At 67.5% G+C, this 20,958-nt stretch carries 21 protein-coding genes and 1 pseudogene; 8 read left to right on the top strand and 14 right to left on the bottom strand.

Annotation, left to right across the window (positions count from 1 at the left end):
* Positions 1 to 26: 26 nt before the first annotated feature.
* Together E0L93_RS04065 and sppA are read left to right on the top strand one after the other, a co-directional pair.
* Positions 27 to 698 carry a YIP1 family protein gene (locus tag E0L93_RS04065; protein WP_132688847.1) on the top strand — a complete coding sequence of 224 codons (672 nt, stop codon included), beginning with the start codon at positions 27 to 29 and terminating at the stop codon, positions 696 to 698.
* A gap of 4 nt (positions 699 to 702) precedes the next feature.
* On the top strand, positions 703 to 1,728 hold the full coding sequence (sppA, locus tag E0L93_RS04060; RefSeq protein WP_132688844.1) for a signal peptide peptidase SppA: 1,026 nt from the start codon (positions 703 to 705) through the stop codon (positions 1,726 to 1,728).
* Positions 1,729 to 1,747: 19 nt separating this feature from the next.
* Here the strand turns inward: sppA and E0L93_RS04055 are convergent, their stop codons facing one another.
* From E0L93_RS04055 to E0L93_RS04045, 3 genes are all read right to left on the bottom strand, one after another.
* Entirely contained in the window at positions 1,748 to 2,281 is a 534-nt protein-coding gene (locus E0L93_RS04055) for a thioredoxin family protein (protein WP_132688841.1), read from the bottom strand.
* Positions 2,282 to 2,343: 62 nt separating this feature from the next.
* Entirely contained in the window at positions 2,344 to 2,649 is a 306-nt protein-coding gene (locus E0L93_RS04050) for a DF family (seleno)protein (protein WP_132688838.1), read from the bottom strand.
* Between the two features lie 33 nt (positions 2,650 to 2,682).
* Positions 2,683 to 3,591, bottom strand: a complete 909-nt coding sequence (locus tag E0L93_RS04045; protein WP_132688835.1) for a golvesin C-terminal-like domain-containing protein — start codon at positions 3,589 to 3,591, stop codon at positions 2,683 to 2,685.
* A 170-nt stretch (positions 3,592 to 3,761) separates the two neighbouring features.
* Between E0L93_RS04045 and E0L93_RS04040 the strand changes: the two genes are divergently transcribed.
* Positions 3,762 to 4,205 carry an OsmC family peroxiredoxin gene (locus E0L93_RS04040; RefSeq protein ID WP_132688832.1) on the top strand — a complete coding sequence of 148 codons (444 nt, stop codon included), beginning with the start codon at positions 3,762 to 3,764 and terminating at the stop codon, positions 4,203 to 4,205.
* 211 nt (positions 4,206 to 4,416) lie between these two features.
* On the opposite strand, the gene E0L93_RS04035 is transcribed toward E0L93_RS04040, so the two are convergent.
* From E0L93_RS04035 to E0L93_RS04005, 7 genes and pseudogenes are all read right to left on the bottom strand, one after another.
* On the bottom strand, positions 4,417 to 5,436 hold the full coding sequence (locus tag E0L93_RS04035; RefSeq protein ID WP_132688829.1) for an LCP family protein: 1,020 nt from the start codon (positions 5,434 to 5,436) through the stop codon (positions 4,417 to 4,419).
* Between the two features lie 92 nt (positions 5,437 to 5,528).
* On the bottom strand, positions 5,529 to 6,476 hold the full coding sequence (locus E0L93_RS04030; RefSeq protein ID WP_132688827.1) for a zinc-dependent alcohol dehydrogenase family protein: 948 nt from the start codon (positions 6,474 to 6,476) through the stop codon (positions 5,529 to 5,531).
* A gap of 69 nt (positions 6,477 to 6,545) precedes the next feature.
* Positions 6,546 to 6,935 (bottom strand): D-ribose pyranase, encoded by a 390-nt coding sequence (rbsD, locus tag E0L93_RS04025; protein ID WP_132688824.1) that lies wholly within the window; start codon positions 6,933 to 6,935, stop codon positions 6,546 to 6,548.
* Positions 6,932 to 7,837, bottom strand: a complete 906-nt coding sequence (gene rbsK, locus E0L93_RS04020; protein ID WP_132688822.1) for a ribokinase — start codon at positions 7,835 to 7,837, stop codon at positions 6,932 to 6,934. The genes rbsD and rbsK overlap by 4 nt, the downstream gene beginning before the upstream one ends.
* Before the next feature lie 4 nt (positions 7,838 to 7,841).
* Positions 7,842 to 9,654, bottom strand: a pseudogene (rbsB, locus tag E0L93_RS16560) (ribose ABC transporter substrate-binding protein RbsB).
* 67 nt (positions 9,655 to 9,721) lie between these two features.
* Positions 9,722 to 11,200, bottom strand: coding sequence for a sugar ABC transporter ATP-binding protein (locus tag E0L93_RS16410; protein ID WP_132689016.1), 1,479 nt, complete (start codon positions 11,198 to 11,200; stop codon positions 9,722 to 9,724).
* A gap of 17 nt (positions 11,201 to 11,217) precedes the next feature.
* A complete protein-coding gene (locus E0L93_RS04005; protein WP_132688819.1) occupies positions 11,218 to 12,219 on the bottom strand; it encodes a LacI family DNA-binding transcriptional regulator in 1,002 nt (333 codons plus the stop codon).
* A 116-nt stretch (positions 12,220 to 12,335) separates the two neighbouring features.
* Between E0L93_RS04005 and E0L93_RS04000 the strand changes: the two genes are divergently transcribed.
* Positions 12,336 to 13,382 carry an ADP-ribosylglycohydrolase family protein gene (locus tag E0L93_RS04000; RefSeq protein WP_207890321.1) on the top strand — a complete coding sequence of 349 codons (1,047 nt, stop codon included), beginning with the start codon at positions 12,336 to 12,338 and terminating at the stop codon, positions 13,380 to 13,382.
* A 29-nt stretch (positions 13,383 to 13,411) separates the two neighbouring features.
* Positions 13,412 to 14,365, top strand: coding sequence for an EamA family transporter (locus E0L93_RS03995; RefSeq protein WP_243638098.1), 954 nt, complete (start codon positions 13,412 to 13,414; stop codon positions 14,363 to 14,365).
* Here the strand turns inward: E0L93_RS03995 and E0L93_RS03990 are convergent.
* A complete protein-coding gene (locus tag E0L93_RS03990) occupies positions 14,362 to 14,565 on the bottom strand; it encodes a hypothetical protein (RefSeq protein ID WP_132688816.1) in 204 nt (67 codons plus the stop codon). The two genes, E0L93_RS03995 and E0L93_RS03990, sit on opposite strands and share 4 nt — an antisense overlap.
* 122 nt (positions 14,566 to 14,687) lie before the next feature.
* Between E0L93_RS03990 and E0L93_RS03985 the strand changes: the two genes are divergently transcribed.
* A complete protein-coding gene (locus tag E0L93_RS03985; RefSeq protein WP_132688813.1) occupies positions 14,688 to 15,446 on the top strand; it encodes an SDR family NAD(P)-dependent oxidoreductase in 759 nt (252 codons plus the stop codon).
* Here the strand turns inward: E0L93_RS03985 and E0L93_RS03980 are convergent.
* Positions 15,443 to 16,120: a cyclase family protein gene (locus tag E0L93_RS03980; protein WP_132688810.1), complete on the bottom strand. Its 678-nt coding sequence runs from the start codon at positions 16,118 to 16,120 to the stop codon at positions 15,443 to 15,445. The genes E0L93_RS03985 and E0L93_RS03980 overlap by 4 nt on opposite strands.
* 117 nt (positions 16,121 to 16,237) lie before the next feature.
* Between E0L93_RS03980 and E0L93_RS03975 the strand changes: the two genes are divergently transcribed.
* Positions 16,238 to 17,350, top strand: coding sequence for an AI-2E family transporter (locus E0L93_RS03975; protein WP_207890320.1), 1,113 nt, complete (start codon positions 16,238 to 16,240; stop codon positions 17,348 to 17,350).
* Here the strand turns inward: E0L93_RS03975 and E0L93_RS03970 are convergent.
* Both E0L93_RS03970 and E0L93_RS03965 read right to left on the bottom strand, forming a co-directional pair.
* Positions 17,331 to 18,812, bottom strand: coding sequence for an NAD-dependent succinate-semialdehyde dehydrogenase (locus tag E0L93_RS03970; protein WP_424511418.1), 1,482 nt, complete (start codon positions 18,810 to 18,812; stop codon positions 17,331 to 17,333). The genes E0L93_RS03975 and E0L93_RS03970 overlap by 20 nt on opposite strands.
* A gap of 4 nt (positions 18,813 to 18,816) precedes the next feature.
* On the bottom strand, positions 18,817 to 20,247 hold the full coding sequence (locus E0L93_RS03965; protein WP_132688804.1) for a sodium:solute symporter family protein: 1,431 nt from the start codon (positions 20,245 to 20,247) through the stop codon (positions 18,817 to 18,819).
* Positions 20,248 to 20,354: 107 nt separating this feature from the next.
* On the opposite strand from E0L93_RS03965, the gene E0L93_RS16405 reads away from it, so the two are divergent.
* On the top strand, positions 20,355 to 20,958 hold a 604-nt coding region (locus tag E0L93_RS16405), incomplete at its 3' end, for a xanthine dehydrogenase family protein molybdopterin-binding subunit (RefSeq protein WP_132688801.1).

Here is a 20,958-nt window from a genome sequence, read left to right as displayed (position 1 = left end):
GCCGGACGAATCGAGGTGGTAGCTCTTTGGGCGTACTGGATGTGATCTGGGCCCCGGCCCGCGCGATGGAGCGTCTCACGAGAGAGGGCGGCGGCGCGGCGGCCGGATTCGGGATAGTGGCGCTGTGGGCGGCGCTGAGCCTCCTGTCGGCTGCGCTGGAAGTCTTTCTGTTCCCCGTAGAGCAGCAGTTCTCCCCCGAGGACTTCCCGCAGCTCCCGCCGGAGCTGTTCGAGGGAGAGCTCCTGCTCACGGCCCGGGTTCTGGCGGTCGTCTTCGCCGTGCTCCTGCCCTTCATCTGGTGGATCGCCGTCTCGCTGGTGATGCAGCTCGCCACCCGCATCTTCGGGGGCAGCGGACCCCTGAGCAACATGCTCGCCATCGTCGGCGTGGCGTGCCTGCCGCTCGCACTGGAGACCCTGGTGCAGATGCCCCTGACCGGCCTGCAGCTCGCAGCCGGACCGGACAGCCCGGTAGGGGTTCTGCTGGGTCTGTTGGGGTTCTTGATCCTGCTCGGGTCCGGCATCTGGCATGTGGCGCTCGTCATCGTGGGGAGCCGCTTTGCCCGGCAGCTCAGCTACGGGGAGTCCGGCGGAGCCTGCGCGCTCTCATGTGTGGGCTGCGGGGGCCTGATCCTGCTGGCCATAACTATCGTCGTGGTCCTGGTCGTCACGCTCGCCGGGACCTTCGGAGGAGGATAGAGCGATGGAGGAAGCACCGCGCCGCAGAAGCCGCACCTGGCTCTGGATCCTGCTGACGGCCGGAGCCCTGGTGTTGCTGACGGTTATCGTCGCCGTGGCCGTGGTGGCTCTCGCCGGGCGTCCGGCCCCCGGTGAGGCCGCTGCGAGCCGGATCACCTGGGACGAGAGATACGTCATGGGCGAGGGGCCGGAGAAGATAGCCGTCCTGCCGGTGACGGGGGTCATCGGATTGCAGGCGGAGGGACTCTTCGCCCAGGCCGGTGCCACGCCGGAGACCCTGCGCAGCCAGCTGGAACAGGCCGCCCGGGACACCGGCGTACAAGCCGTGATCCTGGAGGTCGAATCGCCCGGCGGCGGGGTCGTGGCCAGCGACGAGATGCATCAGGCGATCCTGGACTTCAGGGAGCGCACGGAGAAGCCCGTCGTCGTCTCGATGGGCTCCACAGCGGCCTCCGGCGGCTACTACATCTCCACCGCCGCCGACCGCATCGTGGCTAACCCCACCACCCTGACGGGCTCTATAGGCGTCATCTTCCGGTCCGTGAACTACGCCGAGGCTGCAGACCGGCTGGGCATAGAGGAGGTCGTCGTCCAGAGCGGGGAGTTCAAGAACATGGCCTCCCCCTTCGACGAGCTGACACCCGAAGAGCGTGAGATCCTCCAGTCCTTCATCGACGAGGCCTACGACAGGTTCGTCGGCGTCATAGTAGAGGGCCGGGACCTCCCGGAAGAGCGGGTGCGGGAGCTGGCCGACGGCAGGATCTACTCGGGCCAGCAGGCCGAGCAGCTCGGGCTGGTAGACGGGCTTGGGAACCTGGAGGACGCCGCCGCGACGGCCCGCGAGCTCGCGGGGGTGGACGAGGCCACGGTCGTACGCTACGAGCAGCGGCCGGGCTTTCTCGACCTGCTGATGGCCCGCCTGGCGCCGCCCGAGCCGGAGATCCTGACGATCCTGCGCGCCGCCGGCTTCGATCCCACGCCGGAGCTTCAGTACCTCTACCGGCCCGGCGCGTACGCGCCGGGTCGGTAGCGCCCGGAGAACAGAACCACTACTTCCACTTGATCGTGCACCCCACCGGAGCGGTCTCGGCCGTGGCGGGCTCCCGCCCCTCCAGGACGGCTTCTATCGCGTCGCGCAGGTAGGCCTCCCTCACCGCCTCCGGATCCTCGTAGTTGTCGTCCACGGTGCCGTGGTAGCGCAGGATGCCGTCCGCGTCGAAGAGGAAGACCTCCGGCGTGCGCTCCGCACCGTAGGCCCGGGCCACTTCCTGATCTTCGTCGTGGAGATAGGGGAAGTTGAACCCCTTCTCCTCGGCCCGCTCCTTCATCTTTTCGAAGCTGTCGTCGGGGTACTTGCTCGCGTCGTTGGAGTTTATGGCTATGAGCTGCACCCCCCGGCCGGCGTAGTCGGCCTGGATCTGCACCAGCCGGTCCTCCCATGCCCGGGCGTAGGGGCAGTGGTTGCAGGTGAAGATCACAGCCACCGCCTCCCGGTCGTCGTAGTCTGAGAGCAGATACTTCCTCCCGTCCACGCCGGGCAGGTTGAACGGTATGGCGTTATCTCCGATCCTTATGTTGGCCACGGTTCACCTCCGTCGCTCGGACTCTCTCCGGATCTCAGGGTAAACGCTCGGACGAGGAGCCGCTACCGCCGCAACGCCCGCCGGATGCTCTCCTCAGAGGGCAGCGGGGAGACTCGCCCGTCCTCCAGCGTGTAGGCCCGGCAGGTGAGAGCGTAGGGCGCACCATCCGGCGGCGGAACTATGTCCTCTCCGTCCACGCGAATGGTCGGGGAGCCGACGAAGCGCAGCTCGGCGGCCTGCTCCTCGGTCTTCACCTCCGTCACCTCGACCTCCGCCTCGACACCCTCCTCGGAGATCACCCGCCGCAAGCGCTCCAACGCCCGGCCGTGCGACGGGCAGTCCTCATAGTACAGGAAGTCCACCTTCATGAGCCTAATGGTAGCCTGAAGCGGGGCCGTTTACTACGCCGGCGGCACGATGCGCTTGACGCCCAGGATGTTGTACCAGCCGTTGGGCAGGTCGTCGTAGCGGACCACGGTGCCGGGAGCGGGAGCGTGGATCATGCGCCCGTCGCCGGTGACGATGCCGACGTGCTGGATGCCCGAACCGTACCCGTCGGCGTAGCCGAAGACCAGATATCCGCGCCGGAGCTCGGTCTTGGCGACCTTCGTCCCCGGACCGGAGTGGTACTGGTCGTGCGCCGTGCGCGGCAACCGGATGCCGAACTTCTCGTAGACCTTGAGCGTCAGGCCGGAGCAGTCCACCCCCTGGCGCGAGGTACCCCCATACTGGTACGGGACGCCGAGCCACGTCCGCGCCTCGGCCAGAATCTCCTTCCCGGTAACCTGCCCCCCCGAGGCGGTCTGCTGCGTCTCGGTCACCCGCGCAACCCGCACCGCATCGGCGATTATGTAGCCCTCGCTGCCAGAGCGGCGGGCAACCCGGATCTTCCAACCGTCCCCAGCGGCCATCCTGAAGGTCCCCAGATGCACCCACCGGCCGCCGTTCTGCCGCTGATCGACGGTCACCCACTGCCAGCCGGAGGTCGTGTGAATCCCTATCCGCGCTCTGGGATTATAGCCGGGATTTGCAGGCCAGCGGGCATGGACCCTGTAGCGGTCCGTGGCCGGTATCCTGACCTTGTAGCGCGCGGCGTCGGCTACCGGCTTGGGGGTCGCAAAGCGGTAGTTCTCTCCGTAGCGCTCCGGGCTGTAGGAGCTCGCGCCCCAGCTCTCGGAGGCCGCAAAGCGCCCAGGAGTCTCGTTGTCTACCACCTGCACGTACCGGGCCGACTCCGCCGGGCCCGCAGCCAACCCTACTACCCCCGCGAGCAGAAGCGCGATCAGCGCCAGAGAAAAACCGTTCTTCAATCGCCCCCTCCAGGAACCACGGGCCCGTTACCGTATCGCAATAAATATAGACGTTTATTGGGCCTCGCGTAACGAAACTTTAGAGAATTCTGAAATTTTTTCACAATTTCCGTGGAGCCGGGAGACCTCTGGTAGTATCTTCTCGCAGTGTTCGACGAAAGGAGGCGAATATGGCGCTGGCGGAACGCAGAGCAGAGGTGGTATGGGAGGGCGGTCTCGCCCGCGGCACCGGGCGTCTCACCGGGGGCAGTGGCGCGCTGGGAGAGCTGCCCGTAAGCTGGCCGGCCCGCACCGAGCGTCCCGACGGCAAGACCTCCCCCGAGGAACTGATAGCCGCAGCCCACGCCGGGTGCTACGCCATGGCCCTCTCACACGTGCTGGAGGGCCGGGAGACCCCGCCGGAGCGGCTGGAGGTGAGCGCGGTCTGCGCGCTGGACGAGATCCCGGACGGAGTGAAGATATCGCGCGTGGACCTCAGCGTGCGGGGGCGGGTGCCAGGAATCACGGCCGAGGACTTCCGCTCAGCCGCCGAGGAGGCCGAGCAGGGCTGTCCGGTCTCAAACGCCCTGCGCGGCAACGTGGACATCCGGCTCGAAGCGTCTCTGGAGAGCTAAAGCCTGGAGGGTGGCTACTCGGCCCGGTACGCACTCTCAAGGCCACAGCCGGACAGCAATCGCAGCCGGGCCGCCTGCCGGGGCGGCCCGGGCGCGCCTACGGGCTGACCGGGAGCCAAATCTCCCTACGTGATCTTCACCGCCCTCTTCATAACGCCCGGTGTGATCGTGCTCAGCTTCGCCGGCGGTCGCCACAGAAGAGGTGCGGGCACTAACCGCCGCTCGCCGCCTCAGGCTCCTCCGGCGGCTTGACCGTCTCGCTCAAGACCTGCTGGAACTCCACCATATCCGGGACCCAGAAGCTCAGGTACATCCCGGCCGGCTCCGAGTAGAGCGTCTGCTCGTGGCCGGGGACGGTTCCGGCCTCGATCTTTATCCTGCCATCCTCTTCCCTGAGCGCCTTGACCCGGGCACCGAGCGCTATGAGCTCGTTGCGCGTCATGTTAGTCTCGACGTTGCTGAGCGCGGCCTCCTCTACCTCCGGCAGGCGGTCTATATTCTCGCGGGAGAACGCCTGATTGAAGACGCGGAAAACGAAGTCCTGCTGGCGCTTGACGCGCCCGATGTCGCCCTGGGAGTCGGCCCGCCAGCGCAGGTAGGCCAGGGCCTGCTCCCCGTTGAGGGTCTGGATGCCGGGCTCCAGCCTTATCATCGGGCCGCCGGGGTAGGCGCGCTTCTCGACCTCCACGGGAACGTTGACCCTTACCCCGCCCATCGCCTCGACCACCTCCCGCAACCCCTCGAAGTTGGCGATGGCGTAGTCCTCCACCTCTATGCCGGTAAACCCGGAGACGGTCCGGAGCATGAGCTCGGGCCCGCCGTAGGCGAAGGCGTGGTTGATCTTGTCATATCCGTAGCCGGGGATGTGGACCCGCGTGTCCCGCGGGATGGAGAGCATGGATATACCCTCCCCCGCGATGCGGATCAGGATTATTGTGTCGGAGCGCGAAGCCTCTTCGGGCTCGTTCATCTCATCATCGGCCCCGAGGAAGAGCAGATACTGGGGCTCGCGGCTTATGAACATGCCGGGCGAGTCGCCGCCGACGATCTCGGCGATCGGGTTGGTACCGCCGGTGTTCGGGGAGCCGGCCGCCATGAATCCGGCCAGAGCACCGGCGATTACCGCGAGGACGCCGAGCGCCGAGAGGAGCCCCCAGCGCCACCACCGCCCGCGCCGCTCTTCCGGTTTCTCCCCGGAAGAGCGCGCCTCTTCTGTCCCGGATCTCTGCATGCTCCTCTCCAAGACGGCCTCGCGCCGGAGCCCGCTCCGGCCTCCTCAAGTTCATCTAATATACCTCACGATCCGGGCGCTTTGCAGTCTCCCTACCCGGACACTTCCAGCACGACCTTACCGCGGCCGTGTCCGGAGTCCAGCCGCTCGTGAGCCCTGCTAACGTGCTCCAACGGCAGCACCTCATCCACCAGAGGCAGCATCTTGCCCTGCTCGATGAGCCGCGTCAGTTCCTCCAGCCGCCGGCGCTCGCGGGTCAGGAAGACGCCGTAAATGGTCTGGTTGTTGAGATAGGCGTGGGTGAGGTCTCCCTGGATCGGCAGGATGCTCGCCAGCCGCCCGAACGGCCGCGTCGCCTCCAGGCTTCTCACGAGCTGTCCGCCGACCGCGTCGAAGACGGCGTCTACCCCCTCGCCGCCGGTCTCCTGCAGCGCGGCCTCCGAGAAGTCCTGGCTCCGGTAGTCTACCGCCACATCTGCCCCGAGTTCGCCCAAAGTCTCCTGGTTGGAAGGTCCGGCGGTCGCGATCACATACGCCCCGGCGGCCTTCGCTATCTGGACGGCGAACGATCCGACGCCCCCGGCCCCGCCGTGAATGAGCACCGTCTCGCCGGGCCGTACCTCAAGACGCCGGATCAGGGCCTCGTACGCCGTACCGCCCGCCAGAGGAACCGCCGCGGCCTCCACGTGGCTCAGGCCGGCGGGCTTGAGCGCCACGATGCTCGCCGGAGCGACCACGTACTCGGCGTAGCTGCCGTGCGGGTTGCCGAAGATCTCGGGCGTGAAGTAGACCTCGTCGCCCGGCCGGAGGTCGTCCACCCCAGGCCCCGCCTCCTCCACAACCCCGGAAACGTCGTAGCCGATCACGGCGGGCGGCTCCACGACCGGGATGGCTCCGGCCCGGATCTTGGCGTCCACCGGGTTCGTCCCGGAGGCGACAACCCGCACCAGGACCTCGCCCGGCCCGGGCTCGGGACGCTCGACGTCCCGCTGCTCGAAGACCTCCGGCCCTCCGAAGTCCGCAATCACCATCGCGCGCATAGAAGCTCCCTCCTGAAAACCTGCTCTGAGAACCGCCTGCCTGGTTAACCTACCCGCCGGGACCGCCGGCTAAAAGGGCACGCCGCAGCGCAGGATAACGTTCGCGTACGGCCGCGCCTCGCCCGTCCTCACCACCAGCTTCGCCTCCCTTACCAGGAGCTTCAGCTGCTCGTGCGGGATGAGATCCAAGCCCCCCAGCTCGCTCTTTAGCAGCCGGTAACAGCCGGGGTTGGCCTCCCTGACCTCCAGCGCGGCCGTCGCCCGCTCGACGACCAGCTCGCCCAGGAGCCCTCTGAGAACCTCCTCGAAGGAGAGAGTGCCGAACCTGAAGGCGAGATCCACCACCTCCGGACCGTCCGGGACCGGCAGCCCGCAGTCGCAGACTACCACGAGGTCCGTGTGGCCCAGCCGGGCCAGCGCGCCGGCGAGCTGTGCGTTCAGGATGCCCCCCTTTCTCACAACCGCTCCACGACCTCCGGCGTGGGGAGCGAGCCCTGCGCTCCGGGCTTCGTGACCGCCGCCGAGCCGGCCCGCACCGCGTAGGAGACGGCGTCGCCCAAAGCGTCTCCCCGGGCCAGCTTCACGGCGAGCGCCCCCACGAACGCATCCCCCGCGCCCGTGGTATCCACCACCTCCACCTCCGGAGCCGGGAAGTGGCCGGTCTTCCCGCCGCCCGCGAAGACCGCCCCGGCGGCCCCGAGCGTGATCACGGCCGAGCGCGGTCCCAGCTCCAGCAGCTTCCCGGCGGCTTCCCGCGCATCCTCTACCGGCTCGACTTCCGTACCGAGCAGGAACGCGGCCTCGTGCTCGTTGACGACCAGGGGGTCTGGGATCTCCAGCAGCCCGTCCGGGACCTCGCGCATCGGGGCCAGGTTCAGCACGAAACGCGTCCCGCCGGAGGCGGCGACCTCCGCCGCCCGCGCTACCGTCTCGACGGGCAGCTCCATCTGGGCCACCAGCACCCTCGCGGCCCGGATGTCCTGCGCGGCCGCGCTCACATCCTCCGGCATCAGGCGGTGATTCGCCCCCGGCGAGACCACGATGGCGTTCTCCCCGTCCGGGGTCACGGTGATGAACGCCGCTCCGGTGGATATACCCGGGATGGCCTCCACCCGGCTTGAGTCCACGCCCTTCTCGCGCAGGTTACGGAGCATGGCCTCGCCTAAAGAGTCCTCCCCGACCCGGCCCAGCATCGCGACCGAGGCCCCCAGGCGGGCTGCGGCCGTGGCCTGGTTAGCCCCCTTGCCGCCGGGGAGGGTGGAGAGCTCGGCGCCGGTGACCGTCTCGCCGGGTTGCGGGCGGCGCTCCACCCGGAGCACGAAGTCCTGGTTTATGGAGCCTGCTACGAAGACCTCCGCCAAGCCGCTACTCCGCGAACTCCTCCACGTTCTCCTGCGTTACCAGCTTAACCTCGACGGGGATCTCCTCCGGGACTCGCTCCCCTTCGATGGCCTTTATAGCATTCTCGACGCCGAGACGCCCCATCTCCTCCGGCTGCTGGGCGATGGTGGCGTTCATCCTGCCCTCCCGGATGGCCCCGATCGCGTCCTCTATGGCGTCGAAGCCGACCACGATCACCTCGCTCCCCGCGCGGTCGCCGAGTGCCTGGACCGCGCCGAGCGCCATCTCGTCGTTCTGCGCGAAGACGCCCCTTATGTCCGGATTGGCCTGGATCAGGTTCTGCATCACGTTCAGCCCCTCGCTCCGGTCGAAGTCCGCCGGCTGGCTGGCGACGAGTTCGACGGCGTCCTGGGCCTCTATCGCTTCCCGGAAGCCCTGCCCCCGGTCCCGGGCCGCCGAGGTGCCGGGGATGCCTTCGAGCTGAACGACCGGTCCCTCTTCGACGAGCCGGATCAGCTCCTCCCCGGCGAGCCGGCCGCCCTGAACGTTGTCCGAGGCGATAGTGGTTACGATCTCGCCGCCCGAAGCGCCGCGGTCCAGCGCCAGGACCGGGATGTCCGCTTGGTTGGCCGCCTCGACCGCCGGGACCACGGCGTCGGAATCCACCGGGTTCACCAGGATGGCATCCACCTGCTGGGTGACGAAGTTCTGGATGTCGTTCTGCTGCCGGGAGGCATCGTTCTGGGCGTCGGCCACGATCAGCTCCACCCCGGCCTCGTCCGCCGCCGCCTGCGCCCCGTCGCGCAGCGTCACGAAGAACGGGTTGTTCAGTGTGGAGATGGAGAGCGCTATCCTCGTGCCCTCGCCACCGTCACCCGCAGCTCCGCCGCACCCGGCGACCGTAACCGCCAGAGTGAGCGCCACCAATAACGAGAGTACGCGTTTCATTGCGATCTCCTTTCTATCGTTTGCGCCTGCGGCGCAAGGTATCTGTCATGACCGCCAGGGCGATCACAACCCCTATAACCACCTGCTGCCAGAACGCCGAGACGTTCATCAGGTTCAGCCCGTTGCGCAGCACGCCCAGGATAAACGCCCCGATGAGCGTCCCCGAGGCCGTGCCCACCCCGCCCTGGAGACTCGCCCCACCGATCACGACCGCCGCGATGGCGTCCAGCTCAAAGGTGAACCCGGCCTGCGGCTGCGCTGAGGCCAGCCGCGCCGTGGTGAGTATCCCCGCGATCCCGGCGTAGAGCCCAGAGAGGGTGTATACGAGGAGCTTCTGGACGAAGACGTTGATGCCGGAGAGCCGGGCGGCCTCCTCGTTGCCGCCGATGGCGTACATGCAGCGTCCGGCGTAGGTATAGCGCAGGATGAATACGGTGATGACCCACATCACCACCATGACCACCACCGGCAGCGGGATCACCCCGAACAGATCCCTGCTCCCCAGATACTGGATGGACTCGGGGATGTCGCTGATCGGGATGCCACCCGAGATCACAAGCGCCAGACCTCGCGCGGCGCTGAGCATCGCCAGCGTCGCAATGAACGGCGGCAGGTTACCCAGTGTGATCAGCAACCCGTTCACCAGCCCCGCCAGCGCCCCCGCGCCGAGCCCGGCCGCAACGGCCAGCGGCAGCGGCAGTCCAGCCGACACCGCCGCCCAACCGAACACGATCCCGGCCAGCGCCAGCACGCTCCCCACCGAGAGATCTATGCCGCCCGAGATGATAACGAAGGTGACCCCGAAGGCCAGGATCGCAATGACCGCTATCTGGGTTCCGACGTTGAAAAGGTTGGTGAAGGTCAGGAAGATCGGGGAGAGGAACGCCATCACCGCGCACAGGAGCACCAGCCCGCCGAGCGGCCCGCTGCGGCTCAGGAGCTCTCTGAAGCTCGGCCTACTCAACGACAACCTCGCTCTCCGGCGTCGCCAGCTCCATCACCCGCTCCTGCGTCGCCTCCCTGGCCGGCAGCTCGCCCGTGATGCGCCCCTGGCTCATCACCAGGATGCGGTCGCTCATACCGAGCACCTCTGGGAGGTCGCTGGAGATCATGAGCACGGCGGCGCCCTCGTCGGTAAGGCGGTTGATAAGCTCGTAGATCTCCACCTTGGCCCCCACGTCCACCCCGCGAGTCGGCTCGTCCAGGATGAGGACCTTCGAGTCCGCAAGCAGCCACTTCCCGATAACCACCTTCTGCTGGTTGCCACCGGAGAGGTACCGGACCTCCTGCTCCAGCCCCGGCGTGCGGATGTTTAACCCCTCGACCATCTCCCGAGCCTTGCGCCGCAGCTCCCCCCGCCGGATCATCCCCAGCCGCACACTCCTGGAGAGAGCCGCCAACCCCAGGTTCTCCAGCACCGAGAGCCTGGGGACGAGCCCCTGCCCCTGCCGGTCCTCAGGAATGAACCCGATGCCCTTCCTGCGGGCCTCCCGGATGTCTCCCGGCTCCATCTTCCGCTCCCCGACCAAGATCTCGCCGGAGTCCACAGGATCGGCGCCGAAGATGGCGCGTGCCAGCTCCGTGCGCCCGGCCCCAACGAGCCCGGCTACCCCGACCACCTCCCCGGCGCGCACCTGGAACGAGATGTCCCGCAACACCCCCGCCCGCGAGAGGTTCCTCACCTCCAGCAGCACCTCGCCCGCCGCGCTCCGGCGGCGGGGGTACTGGTTCTCGATCTCGCGCCCGACCATCAGGCGTACCATCTCTTCGCGGCTCGCATCCGCGGGTAGGTGCCCCGCGACTCTCCCGTCGCGCAGCACCGTCACTCGGTCCCCGATCCCGGCTACCTCCTCCAGGTGGTGCGAGATGTAGATGATCCCGACGCCCTCGTCCCTGAACGCCCGGATGATCTCGAACAGCCGCTCTATCTCCTGCCCGGAGAGCACGGCCGTCGGCTCGTCTAAGATGAGGATCTCGGACTCCAGGCTCAGTGCCTTGGCGATCTCGACCATCTGCCGCTGCGCCACCCCGAGCTCGGAGACGAGCGCCCGCGGGTCCACCTTGACGCGCATCTCGTCCAGCACTTCCTGCGCCCGCTGCAACATCCTGCGCCGGTCCACGATCCCGAACCGCCGCGGCTGGCGCCCGAGCAGGATGTTCTCGGCCACGCTGAGCTCCGGGATCAGGTTGAACTCTTGGTAGATGGTAGAGATACCCAACTTCTGCGCGTCCTCGGCGGAGTCTATCTCCACCGGCACGCCACCGCGCAGGATCTCGCCCTCGTCCGGCCGGTACGCCCCGGAGAGGATCTTGACGAGCGTGCTCTTGCCGGCCCCGTTCTCACCGAGCAGCACGTGCACCTCGCCCGCCCGCAACTTGAAGTCCACCTTATCCAGCGCCACCACGCCCGGGAAGCGCTTGGTGATGCCCCGCATCTCCAGCAGCTCCTCGCTCACCGCCCCGGCCTCCCGCACGAGTCCCGCACCACCAGCTCAGCATCCATAATCAGCGACCGGGGCCGGCGCCCCTCCTCGACCATCTCCAGCAGCATCCGGGCCGCCGCAGCGCCGAGCTCGCCGGTGGGCTGTGAGATCGCGGTAACCGGCGGCTCCACCAGCTCGAACCAGCTCACGTCGTCGAAGCTGGCCAGCGAGATGTCCTCCGGGACCTTCAGCCCGGCGCGCCGGACCTCACGCAGCGCGCCGAGCGCCATCAGGTTGTTCGCAACGAAGACCGCCGTCGGCCTCTCCCTCAACGCCAGCAGCTCCCGCATCGCCACCGCACCGCTCGCCCGGCGGAAGTCCCCCACCCGGACGCGCTCCTCCATCACCGGCACGCCGCGCTGCTGCGCCGCACCCACAAACGCCTCCAACCGCTCCCGGCCCGACACGACCTCCGGCGGCCCAGAGATCACCGCCAGCTCCCGGTGCCCAAGCCCTACCAGATACTCCACCAGCTCCCCCACCGCCCGCCGGCCGTCCGCGCGCACCACCGGAGCACCTATCCCCTCGATGTGCCGGTCCACGAACACGACCGGAACGCCCTCCTCCACAACCTCCGCCAGATACGGCGACTCAGCCCGCGCCGGACTCACGATAAGACCGTCCACCCGCCGCTCCAGAAGCACATTCAGATACAGCTCCTCCTTCTCCGGGTCCTCGTCAGCGTTCCCCAGAATGAGGCTGTACCCCCGCTCGTGAGCAGCGTCCTCCACAGCCCGCGCCACCGCCGTGAAGAAGGGGTTGAGCACGTTGGAGACCACGAGCCCCAGCGTCCGCGTCGTCTCGCTCCGCAGAGACCGGGCCATCGCATTCGGCCGGTACCCAAGCCGGTCGGCCGCCGCCAAAACCCGCTCGCGCATCCGCTCGCTCACCCGGCCGCTGCCGCTCATCACCCGCGATACCGTCGCCGTAGATACCCCCGCCTCCCGGGCCACGTCCTTGATCGTGCTCAAACCAGCTCCTCCTGTATCCTAGTGTAATCGTTTACGTAAACGATTACAAGAGTGGGTCTCTCAGAACGTGAGGAGTATTTTAAAGTTGGCAAGGAGTACCGTTACTCTGGAGGAGGTTGAGAGTTCTGGTCGCTGAGGAGAGGTTTGTGGGGTGTCTCATCGGGCAGTGCACGGGGGATGCTCTGGGGTTTGTGGTTGAGGGGCGGCTGCCGGAGGTCTGCCGCCGGTACATAGACCGGGTTCTGGATGAGGGAGTGCCGGGGGAAGCAGGGCGCGAGCCGTACCGGTTCGGCCAGTACTCTGACGACTCGCAGCTCGCCCGGGAGCTGTTGCAGAGCTACGCGGAGCTGGGGAGGTTTGACCCGGAGGATTACGCGCGCCGGATCGCGGCCATCTTCCGGGAGGTGCGCATCGTCGGTCAGGGTCGGGCCACGGAGGAGGCGGCGCGGCGATTGATCGGGGGCGTCTCCTGGCGCGAGTCCGGGACGCCGCCTCCGGCGGCCGGGAACGGGAGCGCGATGCGCGCCGGGCCGGTGGGGCTTCTCTTCCACGACGATCCGGAAGGGCTGGTCCGGGCGGCCCGGGAGCAGGGGATAATCACCCACCGGGACGATCGGTGTTCGGCGGGGGCCGTCGCCATAGCCGGGGCCGTGGCGCTCGCGTTCCAGGAGCGGCCGGTGGACTTCGGCTGCTTTCTGGCGCAACTGAGCGAGTGGACGGCTGCGGTAGAGCCCTCTTTCGGCGGCTACATCCGCCGGCTGGAAGAGTGGGTAGAGCTTCCGCCCGGAGAGGCTGCCGGGCCGATCTCCCGGGCGGGGCTGGAATCCGGGGAGCACGATCCCCGGTGGGGGATCTCGCCCTTCGTGGTCGGCAGCGTGCTCTGGAGCCTGTACTCCTTCTTGAGGAGCCCGGAGGACTACCGGGAGACGGTGCGGAATGCGATCTCGGCGGGCGGCGACGTGGACACGACGGCGGCGATGGCGGGAGCCATCAGCGGGGCACACTTGGGGATAGAAGGCGTTCCGGAAGACCTGGCTCGCCGCGTGACGGACAACGGAACGTGGGGTTACGAAGAGCTCGCAGAGCTGGCCCGCCGGTGCTGCCGGATCAAGGCGAAAAAGCCTCGAAACCGCCCGCCGGACCTGAGAGAATGCGCCCCGTGACCCGGAGTGTAGAGAGAGGATTCCGGTAGTTGGCCGCCCCTGACCGGGCGTTCCGCTACCGCGGGCCCTTCGGGCGCGAGCTTGCCGCCGGGCGGGTGGCCGTGCTGCGCGAGGCCTCCGGGTCCATCCCTCCGCCGGCGCTGGTGTTGCTGGCGGTGCTCTCCGTACAGCTCGGAGCGGCGATGGCCAAGAGCCTCTTCGAGGCTGTAGGTCCCGGCGGGGCGGTGTTTCTCAGGGTCGGGCTGGCGGCGCTGCTACTGGCGTTCCTCTGGCGAAGGCGGCTGGCGGGCGCGGTACTGTCCTCGCGCAGGAGCCTCGCACTGGCGGCCACCTTCGGATTCGTGCTCGCCGGGATGAACTTCTGCTTCTACTCGGCGCTAGAGCGCATACCGCTGGGGGTCGCCGTGACGCTGGAGTTCACCGGGCCGCTCGCCGTAGCGCTCCTCGGCTCACGGCGGCTGCTGGACTTCCTTTGGGGCGCACTGGCCGCCGGCGGGATCTTCCTGCTCTCCCCCTTCGCGAGCACGACCGGGGTAGCGGGCGGCGAGGCTCTGGACCCGGTGGGCGTAATCTTCGCGCTGCTGGCCGGGGCGTTCTGGGCGTGCTACGTGCTGCTCGGAGGCCTGCTAGGCCGGAGCTTCGCCGGAGGCACGGGCCTCGCACTCGCCACGGGCGTGGGAGCGGTGCTCGTGGCCCCGGTCGGGCTCTGGCAGGCCGGGACGGAGCTGCTGGCTCCGGGCGTGCTGCTCGCCGGGGCCGGGATCGCGCTGCTCTCGACCGCCATCCCCTACACGCTGGAGATAGAAGCGCTCAAGAGGATGCCCGCGCGGGTGTTCGGGGTGCTGATGAGCCTGGAGCCCGCGGTGGCCGCGCTTATCGGGTTCGTGATCCTGAGCGAGGCGCTGCAGCTCCGGTCGTGGGCCGCGATCCTGCTGGTCAGCGCGGCGGCGGCCGGCAGCGCCGGGTTCAGACCCCGGCGCTAGTCCTCTTCCCCGGGACGGCTCCCGCGCTCGGTGTCGGTGTCCTTCATGGTGCGGCGCTCCACGGAGAACTCCAGCCGCAGCACGTCTCCCTGCCCGATGTCCTCCGGCAGCTCGGAGCGGTCCACGACTATCTCGCGCTCTCCGATGAGCATCGTCACGTTTCCGCCGTCGAATCCGGTGACGGTAGCCGTCAGGGCCAACTCTCCTCCTCTTTGATCGCCTCCGTGTCTGGTATTGCCCGGAAGTCCGCCGGGCGAAACCTGCGGGAACGGCTCCAGTTGTGTTAGAAACAACTGGCTGTAAGCGAGAGAGGGAGTGAGGGATGATCTTCTCCGAAGGAACGGTAGTCTGGGTCACGGGGAGCAGTACGGGGATAGGACGGGCGGCCGCGATCGGTTTCGCCCGGGAAGGCTGCGCCGTCGCCGTCCACTACAACAGCAGCGAAGGCCCGGCGCAGGAGGTGGCCGGTGAGATAGAGTCTCTCGGCCGCGAGGCGCTGCTGGTACGGGGAGACGTCTCGAAAGCTGCGGATGTCCGGCGCATGGTTGGGGAGATAGAGAGGCGCTTCGGCCGGCTGGACGTGCTCGTGAACAACGCCGGAGCCCTGATCGAACGCACCACCCTCTCCGAGATGAGCGAGGAGCTGTGGGACCGGGTGATGGCTGTGAACCTCAAGTCGGTCTTCCTCTGCTCGCAGGCGGCGCTGCCGCTCCTGCGGCGCAGTGAGCGGGCCAGGATCATCAATGTCACATCCATAGCGGCGCGCAACGGCGGCGGGCCGGGCTCGATGGCTTACGCGACGGCCAAGGGCGGGGTGAGCACGCTCACCCGGGCGATGGCGAAGGAGCTCGTGGGCGAAGGCATCCTGGTAAACGCGGTCGCTCCGGGGGTCATCCAAACTCCCTTCCACGAGCGCTACACGCCGCCGGAGGTGATGGAGAAGCTGGTCTCCGCCATCCCGATCGGGCGGGCGGGAACGCCGGAGGAGACGGTGGGAGCGATGCTCTTCCTGGCTTCAGAGCGCGCCAACTACGTGGTCGGCGAGGTGATCGAGGTCAACGGCGGTTTGCTGATGGACTAGGGAGACTCGGCGAAGACGGTGCAGGGGCTGCTGTCCACGACCTCGGGGAAGAGCGGGATGGCGTAGACCCGCCGCATCTCCTGCGGAGCCAGGCTCAGGTTGATGTCCTCGATTATGATGACGTACCGCCCCGGGTGGTGGACGCCGCACAAGATCTGGTGCGCCAGCTTCCCCTCCTCGGGGCGCCGGTAGGCTGCGAGCGAGATCCAGTCCATCCCCACGGCCTTCAGTCCCGGGAACTCCTCGATCAGGTACTCGCACGCCTCGGGCGCGACGCCCGGCCCCTCGCCGGCGTACCGCTCGGGGTCTTCGGCGCGCAGCCTCTGCCAGCCGCTCCGCAGCAGCAGCAGGTCGCACTCCCGGATGGCATCTGCGTGCCGCTCCAGCTCCTCCCGCATCACGAGCTCATCGCTCCCTTTCGGGGTCTCGATCAGCAGCGGGCGCTCATAGACGAACCGGTCCATCGGGACGTCGGCTATCTTCGGCCCGTCCGGGTTGAAGTGGTTGGGAGCGTCCAGGTGCGTCCCGAAGTGGTTGAAGAGGTCCAGCCGGTAGGTGTTGGCAGGGCTGCCGTCCTCTATGGAGGTGTGCCGCTGGTAGGAGTATTTCGGGTTCCCCGGCCAGCCGGGGTCTCCGCCGCGGATATCGTATGAGAGCCGGATAAACTCGGGCATCAAGAACCTCCTGCTTTCTTCTCCAGCCCCTTACCATACCTCGCCCGGCTTCCAGCGGCCACGTCCTGCGCGGAAACGGTAAACTCCCTGTATGGAGACGACCTCCCGGAGAGCGCAGTGAGGCTGAGGCGCAAAAGAGCGGGCCGCAAGAAGGCCCGGCCGATGATCCACCCGACCCCGATCCGGATCTCCCGGCGCACCCGCAACCTGCTGCTGGCCGGGGCGCTGGCGGCGCTGCTGCTCATCATGTGGGCGGCGCCCAGCGTCCCGATAATAGCTATCGGCGGATTTGCGCTGGCCATCATAATCTCGTTCCCGGTGCGGGCTCTCTCACAGATCATGCCGCGGGGGCTGGCGATCCTGGTCAGCTTCCTCTCGCTGGCCGGGTTGGTGGTGTTCGCCATCGCGGTGCTGGTACCGATACTCATAGAGCAGCTCAGCGCGCTCATAGCCGCCACACCGGCCATTGCCGGCGAGGCGGACCGGATGCTCCGCAGCCTGGTGATGATGCTCGCCGACCGCAACCTCCTGCCGGGGACGCCGGAGGACTTCATCTCCAATCTGGGTGAGGATCTCTTCAACCGGGCCCAGGCGCTGGCCGAGCGGGCCCTCGGCGGGCTGGTGGGGTTCGTCTCGGGGGTGATCAGCATCGGCATCGCCCTTTTCGGAATGCTCTTTGTGGCGGCCTACCTCCTGATAGACGTGCGGCGGATCAAGGCCGCCTACCTGCTCGCCGTTCCCTCTCGCTACCGGCGGGATGCCCGGGAGCTGTGGGACTCCTTCGGGTTCTCGCTCTCGCGCTACCTCTCCGGGCTGGCCTTCGTGCTCATAGCGCAAGGCGTGCTCTCGGCCATCGCGCTCGCCATCTTGGGCGTCCCGTATGCGATCCTGCTCGGCGCCTGGGTCTCGATAACGGCTATCATACCCTACCTCGGAGCCTGGCTCGGCGCGATACCGGCGGTTATCGTCGCGTTCTTCGTCTCGCCGCTCACGGCGGTCCTGACGGCCATAGTCTTCTTCGCGATCCAGCAGATAGAGAGCAACCTGCTCACCCCGCGTATCCAGGGAGTGGCCGTGCGCGTGCACCCGATCATCATCCTGCTCGCCGTCATCGCGGGCGGGGAGATCGCCGGGCTGCTCGGCGTCGTGCTGGCCGTGCCGACCGTCGCCGTCCTCCGGGTCCTCTTCGACTTCTTCCGGGTCAGGATCACTACCGAGGAGAACTACTAACGCCGCCCAGCGAGACGTACTTGATATCCAGATACTCCTCCATGCCGTAGTGGCTGCCCTCCCGGCCGAAGCCGCTCTCCTTGACGCCGCCAAAGGGCGCCTGGGCCGTGGAGGGCATCCCGTCGTTGGCCCCGAGGATGCCGTACTCCAGCCTCTCCGCCAGCCTGATCACCCGCCCCACGTCGCGCGTGAAGTAGTAGGCGGCAAGCCCGTAGGAGGTGTCGTTGGCCCGCCGCACCACCTCCTCCTCGCTCTCGAACGGCATGAGCGCCGCCACGGGCCCGAAGGTCTCCTCCCGCGCCACGAGCATCGTCTCGTCGGCGTCGAGCAGCACGGTGGGCGCGTAGAAGTTGCCCGCGCCGTTGATCCGCTCACCGCCCAGAAGCACCTTCGCGCCTTTTTTGCGGGCGTCGGCGACATGCCGCTCGACCTTCTGCACGGCCTTCTCCTCGATGAGCGGCCCTACCTCAACCCCTTCTTCGAGGCCGTTGCCGACCTTCATGGCGGCCATCCTGGCGGTGAGCTTCTCGGCAAACTCCTCCATCACGCCGCGCTGCACAAAGATGCGGTTGGCGCACACGCACGTCTGGCCCATGTTGCGCATTTTGGAAGCGGCCGCGTGCTCTACGGCCGCCTCTATGTCCGCGTCCTCAAAGACGATGAACGGCGCGTGACCGCCCAGCTCTAAAGAGAGACGCTTCATGGTGTCGGCGGCCTGCTTCATCAGGAGCTTCCCCACCTCCGTCGAGCCGGTGAAAGAGAGCTTCCTGACCCGCCCGTCCTCCATAACAGCAGAGGTTATGTCCGCGGCATCGAGCCCCGCAACCACTGAGAGCACGCCCTTGGGCAGCCCGGCTTCCTCGAAGATCCTGGCTATCTCAAGAGCGGAGAGCGGGGTCAGCTCCGAGGGCTTTATGACCATGGCGCAGCCGGCAGCCAGCGCCGCGCCGAGCTTGCGCGTGATCATGGCCGCCGGGAAGTTCCACGGCGTTATGGCCGCCGCTACCCCCACGGGCCGCTTTATGACCAGGATGCGCTTGTCCTGCGTGTTGGCGGGTATGGTCTCGCCGTAGATCCTCTTGGCCTCCTCGGCAAACCACTCTAGAAACGAGGCAGCATATCCGATCTCACCCCGCGCCTCGGCGAGCGGTTTGCCCTGCTCCAGCGTCATGATGCGCCCGAGCTCCTCGCTCCGCTCGCGCATGGTCCGGGCGACCCGCTGCAGGATGGCGCTGCGCTCCGCCGCCAGACTCTCGCCCCACTCCGGCTGGGCGGAGGCGGCGGCGTCTACGGCACGGCGCATGTCCTCGCGCCCGCCGTCCGGGAGGGTGGCGATGACCTCGCCGGTTGCGGGGTTTGTGACCTCGAAGGTCTTGCCGGAGGCGGCCTCAGCCCACTCCCCGCCGACAAATATCCTGTCCGCTACCTGTTCTTCGATCACAGCTTCCTCCTCGAACCGTATCTGGCTAGTGTAGCTCATCCCGCCGCACGGGCTCCCTCAGACGCTTCTCCCAGGCTTCCTGCTCTTGTGGGCCCGGACCGCGCGAGAGCAGGCTCACCGCGACGAAGACCCCGAGGCTGGCCAGCATGCCGTAGATGATCGGGTCGTTGGAGAAGAGCCCGCGGGTGTACATGAGCGCTATCACCACACCGCTGCTCACCAGCATTGCGGCCAGAGCCCCCGCACCCGTCGCCCGCCGCCAGAAGAGCGCGCCCACGATCGGGATGAAGAGCGCGCCCGTGAGCAGGTTGTATGCCACGGTCAGCGCGCCGACAACATCGCCTACGGCGATGGCAATGCCGAGCACCGCCACGCCCACGAGCAGGGTCGCCAGCCGACTGATGAGAACCCGGTTGTGAACGCCGCGGGCCAGCCGGGCGTAGACGTCGTTGGCGAGTATGGTGGAGGAGGCCAAGAGGGCCGAGCTTGCAGTGGACATTACCGCGGCCAGCGCCGCAGCGAGCACCAGCCCCAGGAGCCCGACCGGCAGGGTCGCGATCGCAACGGCGGCGAACGCGTTGTCCGCAGCCTCCAGCTCCGGCAAGAGCACCCGGGCAGCAGACCCGATCAGAGCCCCGGCCAGAGCGTAGAGCAGACAGTAAACCCCGGCCGCTATGCTCCCCCACCGCGCCACGGAGGGACCGCGCGCGGTGAAGACCCGCTGCCATATGTCCTGCCCGATCATCAGCCCGAACACGTAGAGCAGGAAGTAGGTGAAGATGGTTCCGCCTCCGATAGCCGTAAGAGAGAAGAAGGAGTCCGGTAGCGCAGCCCGCATCCCGGAAATCCCGCCGGCCTCAGACACGGAGAGCGGCAGCAGCACGAAGAAGATCCCAACCGTCATCACGCAGAACTGCAGGATGTCCGTGAGGGTTACGGACCACATCCCACCCGCGAACGAGTAGAGCACTACGACGCCACCCCCGATCAGGATCGCCCACACCGGCGAGAGCCCGAGCGCCACGTTGAAGACCGCTCCAAGAGCTATCGTGGAGGTGACGGCTATCATCAAGGCGTACGAGGAGACCACAACCGCACTGATCAAACCCGCCGAACCCCCGTAGCGCAGGCTCAGCATCTCGGATACGGTGTAGACTCCCAGGTTCGCCAGCCGGGTCGAGAGCAAGAAACCCAACGCCACCACCCCGAGCCCGATCATGAACACCAGCCACAACCCCGAGATGCCATACTGGTACCCCAAACTCACCCCGCCAACCGTAGAAGCCCCACCCAGCACCACCGCACTCATGGTGCCCACGTACATCGGAAACCCCAGGCGCCGCCCGGCAACGAGGTAGTCCTCCGCACTGCGCGCCAGCTTCAAACCCCAGTAACCCGCCCCCACCACCGCGGCGAAGTAGAACAAGATCACCGCGTAGTCCAGCGAATTCTCCATCCCGTCTCCTTCCTGCTACGTTGCAGTAATGATACAAGGATACTGTTGCCCGGAGCTACCCGCTGTGCTACGTTACCTGCGTTACGTGAGGGAAAGGTGGAGTTCAGATGGCTGATGTAGCTCAGACGCACGTTGGCACGAGCCTGCCGCGCAAAGAGGACCCGGTCTTTCTGGAGGGCCGGGGGGAGTGGACGGACAACATCCGGCTGCCGGGGACGGTGCACATGGCGGTCTTGCGCAGCCCGTTCGCGCACGCCAGGATCACCAACCTGGACGTCTCGCCTGCCAGGGAGATGCCCGGTGTGGTGGCGGCCTTCACCGGCCGGGATCTGGCCGATGAGTGGGTAGTCGGTATCCCCTGTGGCTGGCCGGTCACGGAGGACATCCGCATCCCGGATCACTGGCCGCTGGCCCGCGGGGAGGTGAACTACGTGGGGGATGCGGTCGCGGTGGTGCTGGCGACCGACCGCTACCGGGCGCGCGACGCGCTGGAGGCCATTCAGGTGGACTACGAGCCGCTGGATGCGGTGGTGGACGTGGAGGCGGCGCTCGAAGAGGGCTCGCCGCTGGTGCATGAGGAGCTCGGCACCAACGAGTGCTACACCTGGCCGCTTGAGGTCGGGGATGTGGAGGAGGCGTTCGAGCGGGCGGATGTGGTGGTCAAAGAGAGGTACATCCAGCAGCGTCTGATCCCGAACGCCATCGAGCCCC

The organism is Rubrobacter taiwanensis (assembly GCF_004337705.1).
Lineage (GTDB): Bacteria > Actinomycetota > Rubrobacteria > Rubrobacterales > Rubrobacteraceae > Rubrobacter_C > Rubrobacter_C taiwanensis.
This window is presented reverse-complemented; position numbering and strand designations above follow the sequence as displayed.

What these genes read in the sequence shown, in the direction of transcription:
- E0L93_RS16410 (WP_132689016.1), bottom strand. Translation starts at nt 11,200, where the DNA reads ATGCGGGGCATCACCAAGCGCTTCCCGGGCGTGGTGGCGCTGGATAAG.
- E0L93_RS04030 (WP_132688827.1), bottom strand. Translation starts at nt 6,476, where the DNA reads ATGCGCGCGATGGTGATTGCGGACTTCGGAGGGCCGGAGGTCTTCGAG.
- E0L93_RS04040 (WP_132688832.1), top strand. Translation starts at nt 3,762, where the DNA reads ATGGCGCTGGCGGAACGCAGAGCAGAGGTGGTATGGGAGGGCGGTCTC.
- E0L93_RS03980 (WP_132688810.1), bottom strand. Translation starts at nt 16,120, where the DNA reads ATGCCCGAGTTTATCCGGCTCTCATACGATATCCGCGGCGGAGACCCC.
- sppA (WP_132688844.1), top strand. Translation starts at nt 703, where the DNA reads ATGGAGGAAGCACCGCGCCGCAGAAGCCGCACCTGGCTCTGGATCCTG.
- E0L93_RS03985 (WP_132688813.1), top strand. Translation starts at nt 14,688, where the DNA reads ATGATCTTCTCCGAAGGAACGGTAGTCTGGGTCACGGGGAGCAGTACG.
- E0L93_RS04035 (WP_132688829.1), bottom strand. Translation starts at nt 5,436, where the DNA reads ATGCAGAGATCCGGGACAGAAGAGGCGCGCTCTTCCGGGGAGAAACCG.
- E0L93_RS03965 (WP_132688804.1), bottom strand. Translation starts at nt 20,247, where the DNA reads ATGGAGAATTCGCTGGACTACGCGGTGATCTTGTTCTACTTCGCCGCG.
- E0L93_RS04050 (WP_132688838.1), bottom strand. Translation starts at nt 2,649, where the DNA reads ATGAAGGTGGACTTCCTGTACTATGAGGACTGCCCGTCGCACGGCCGG.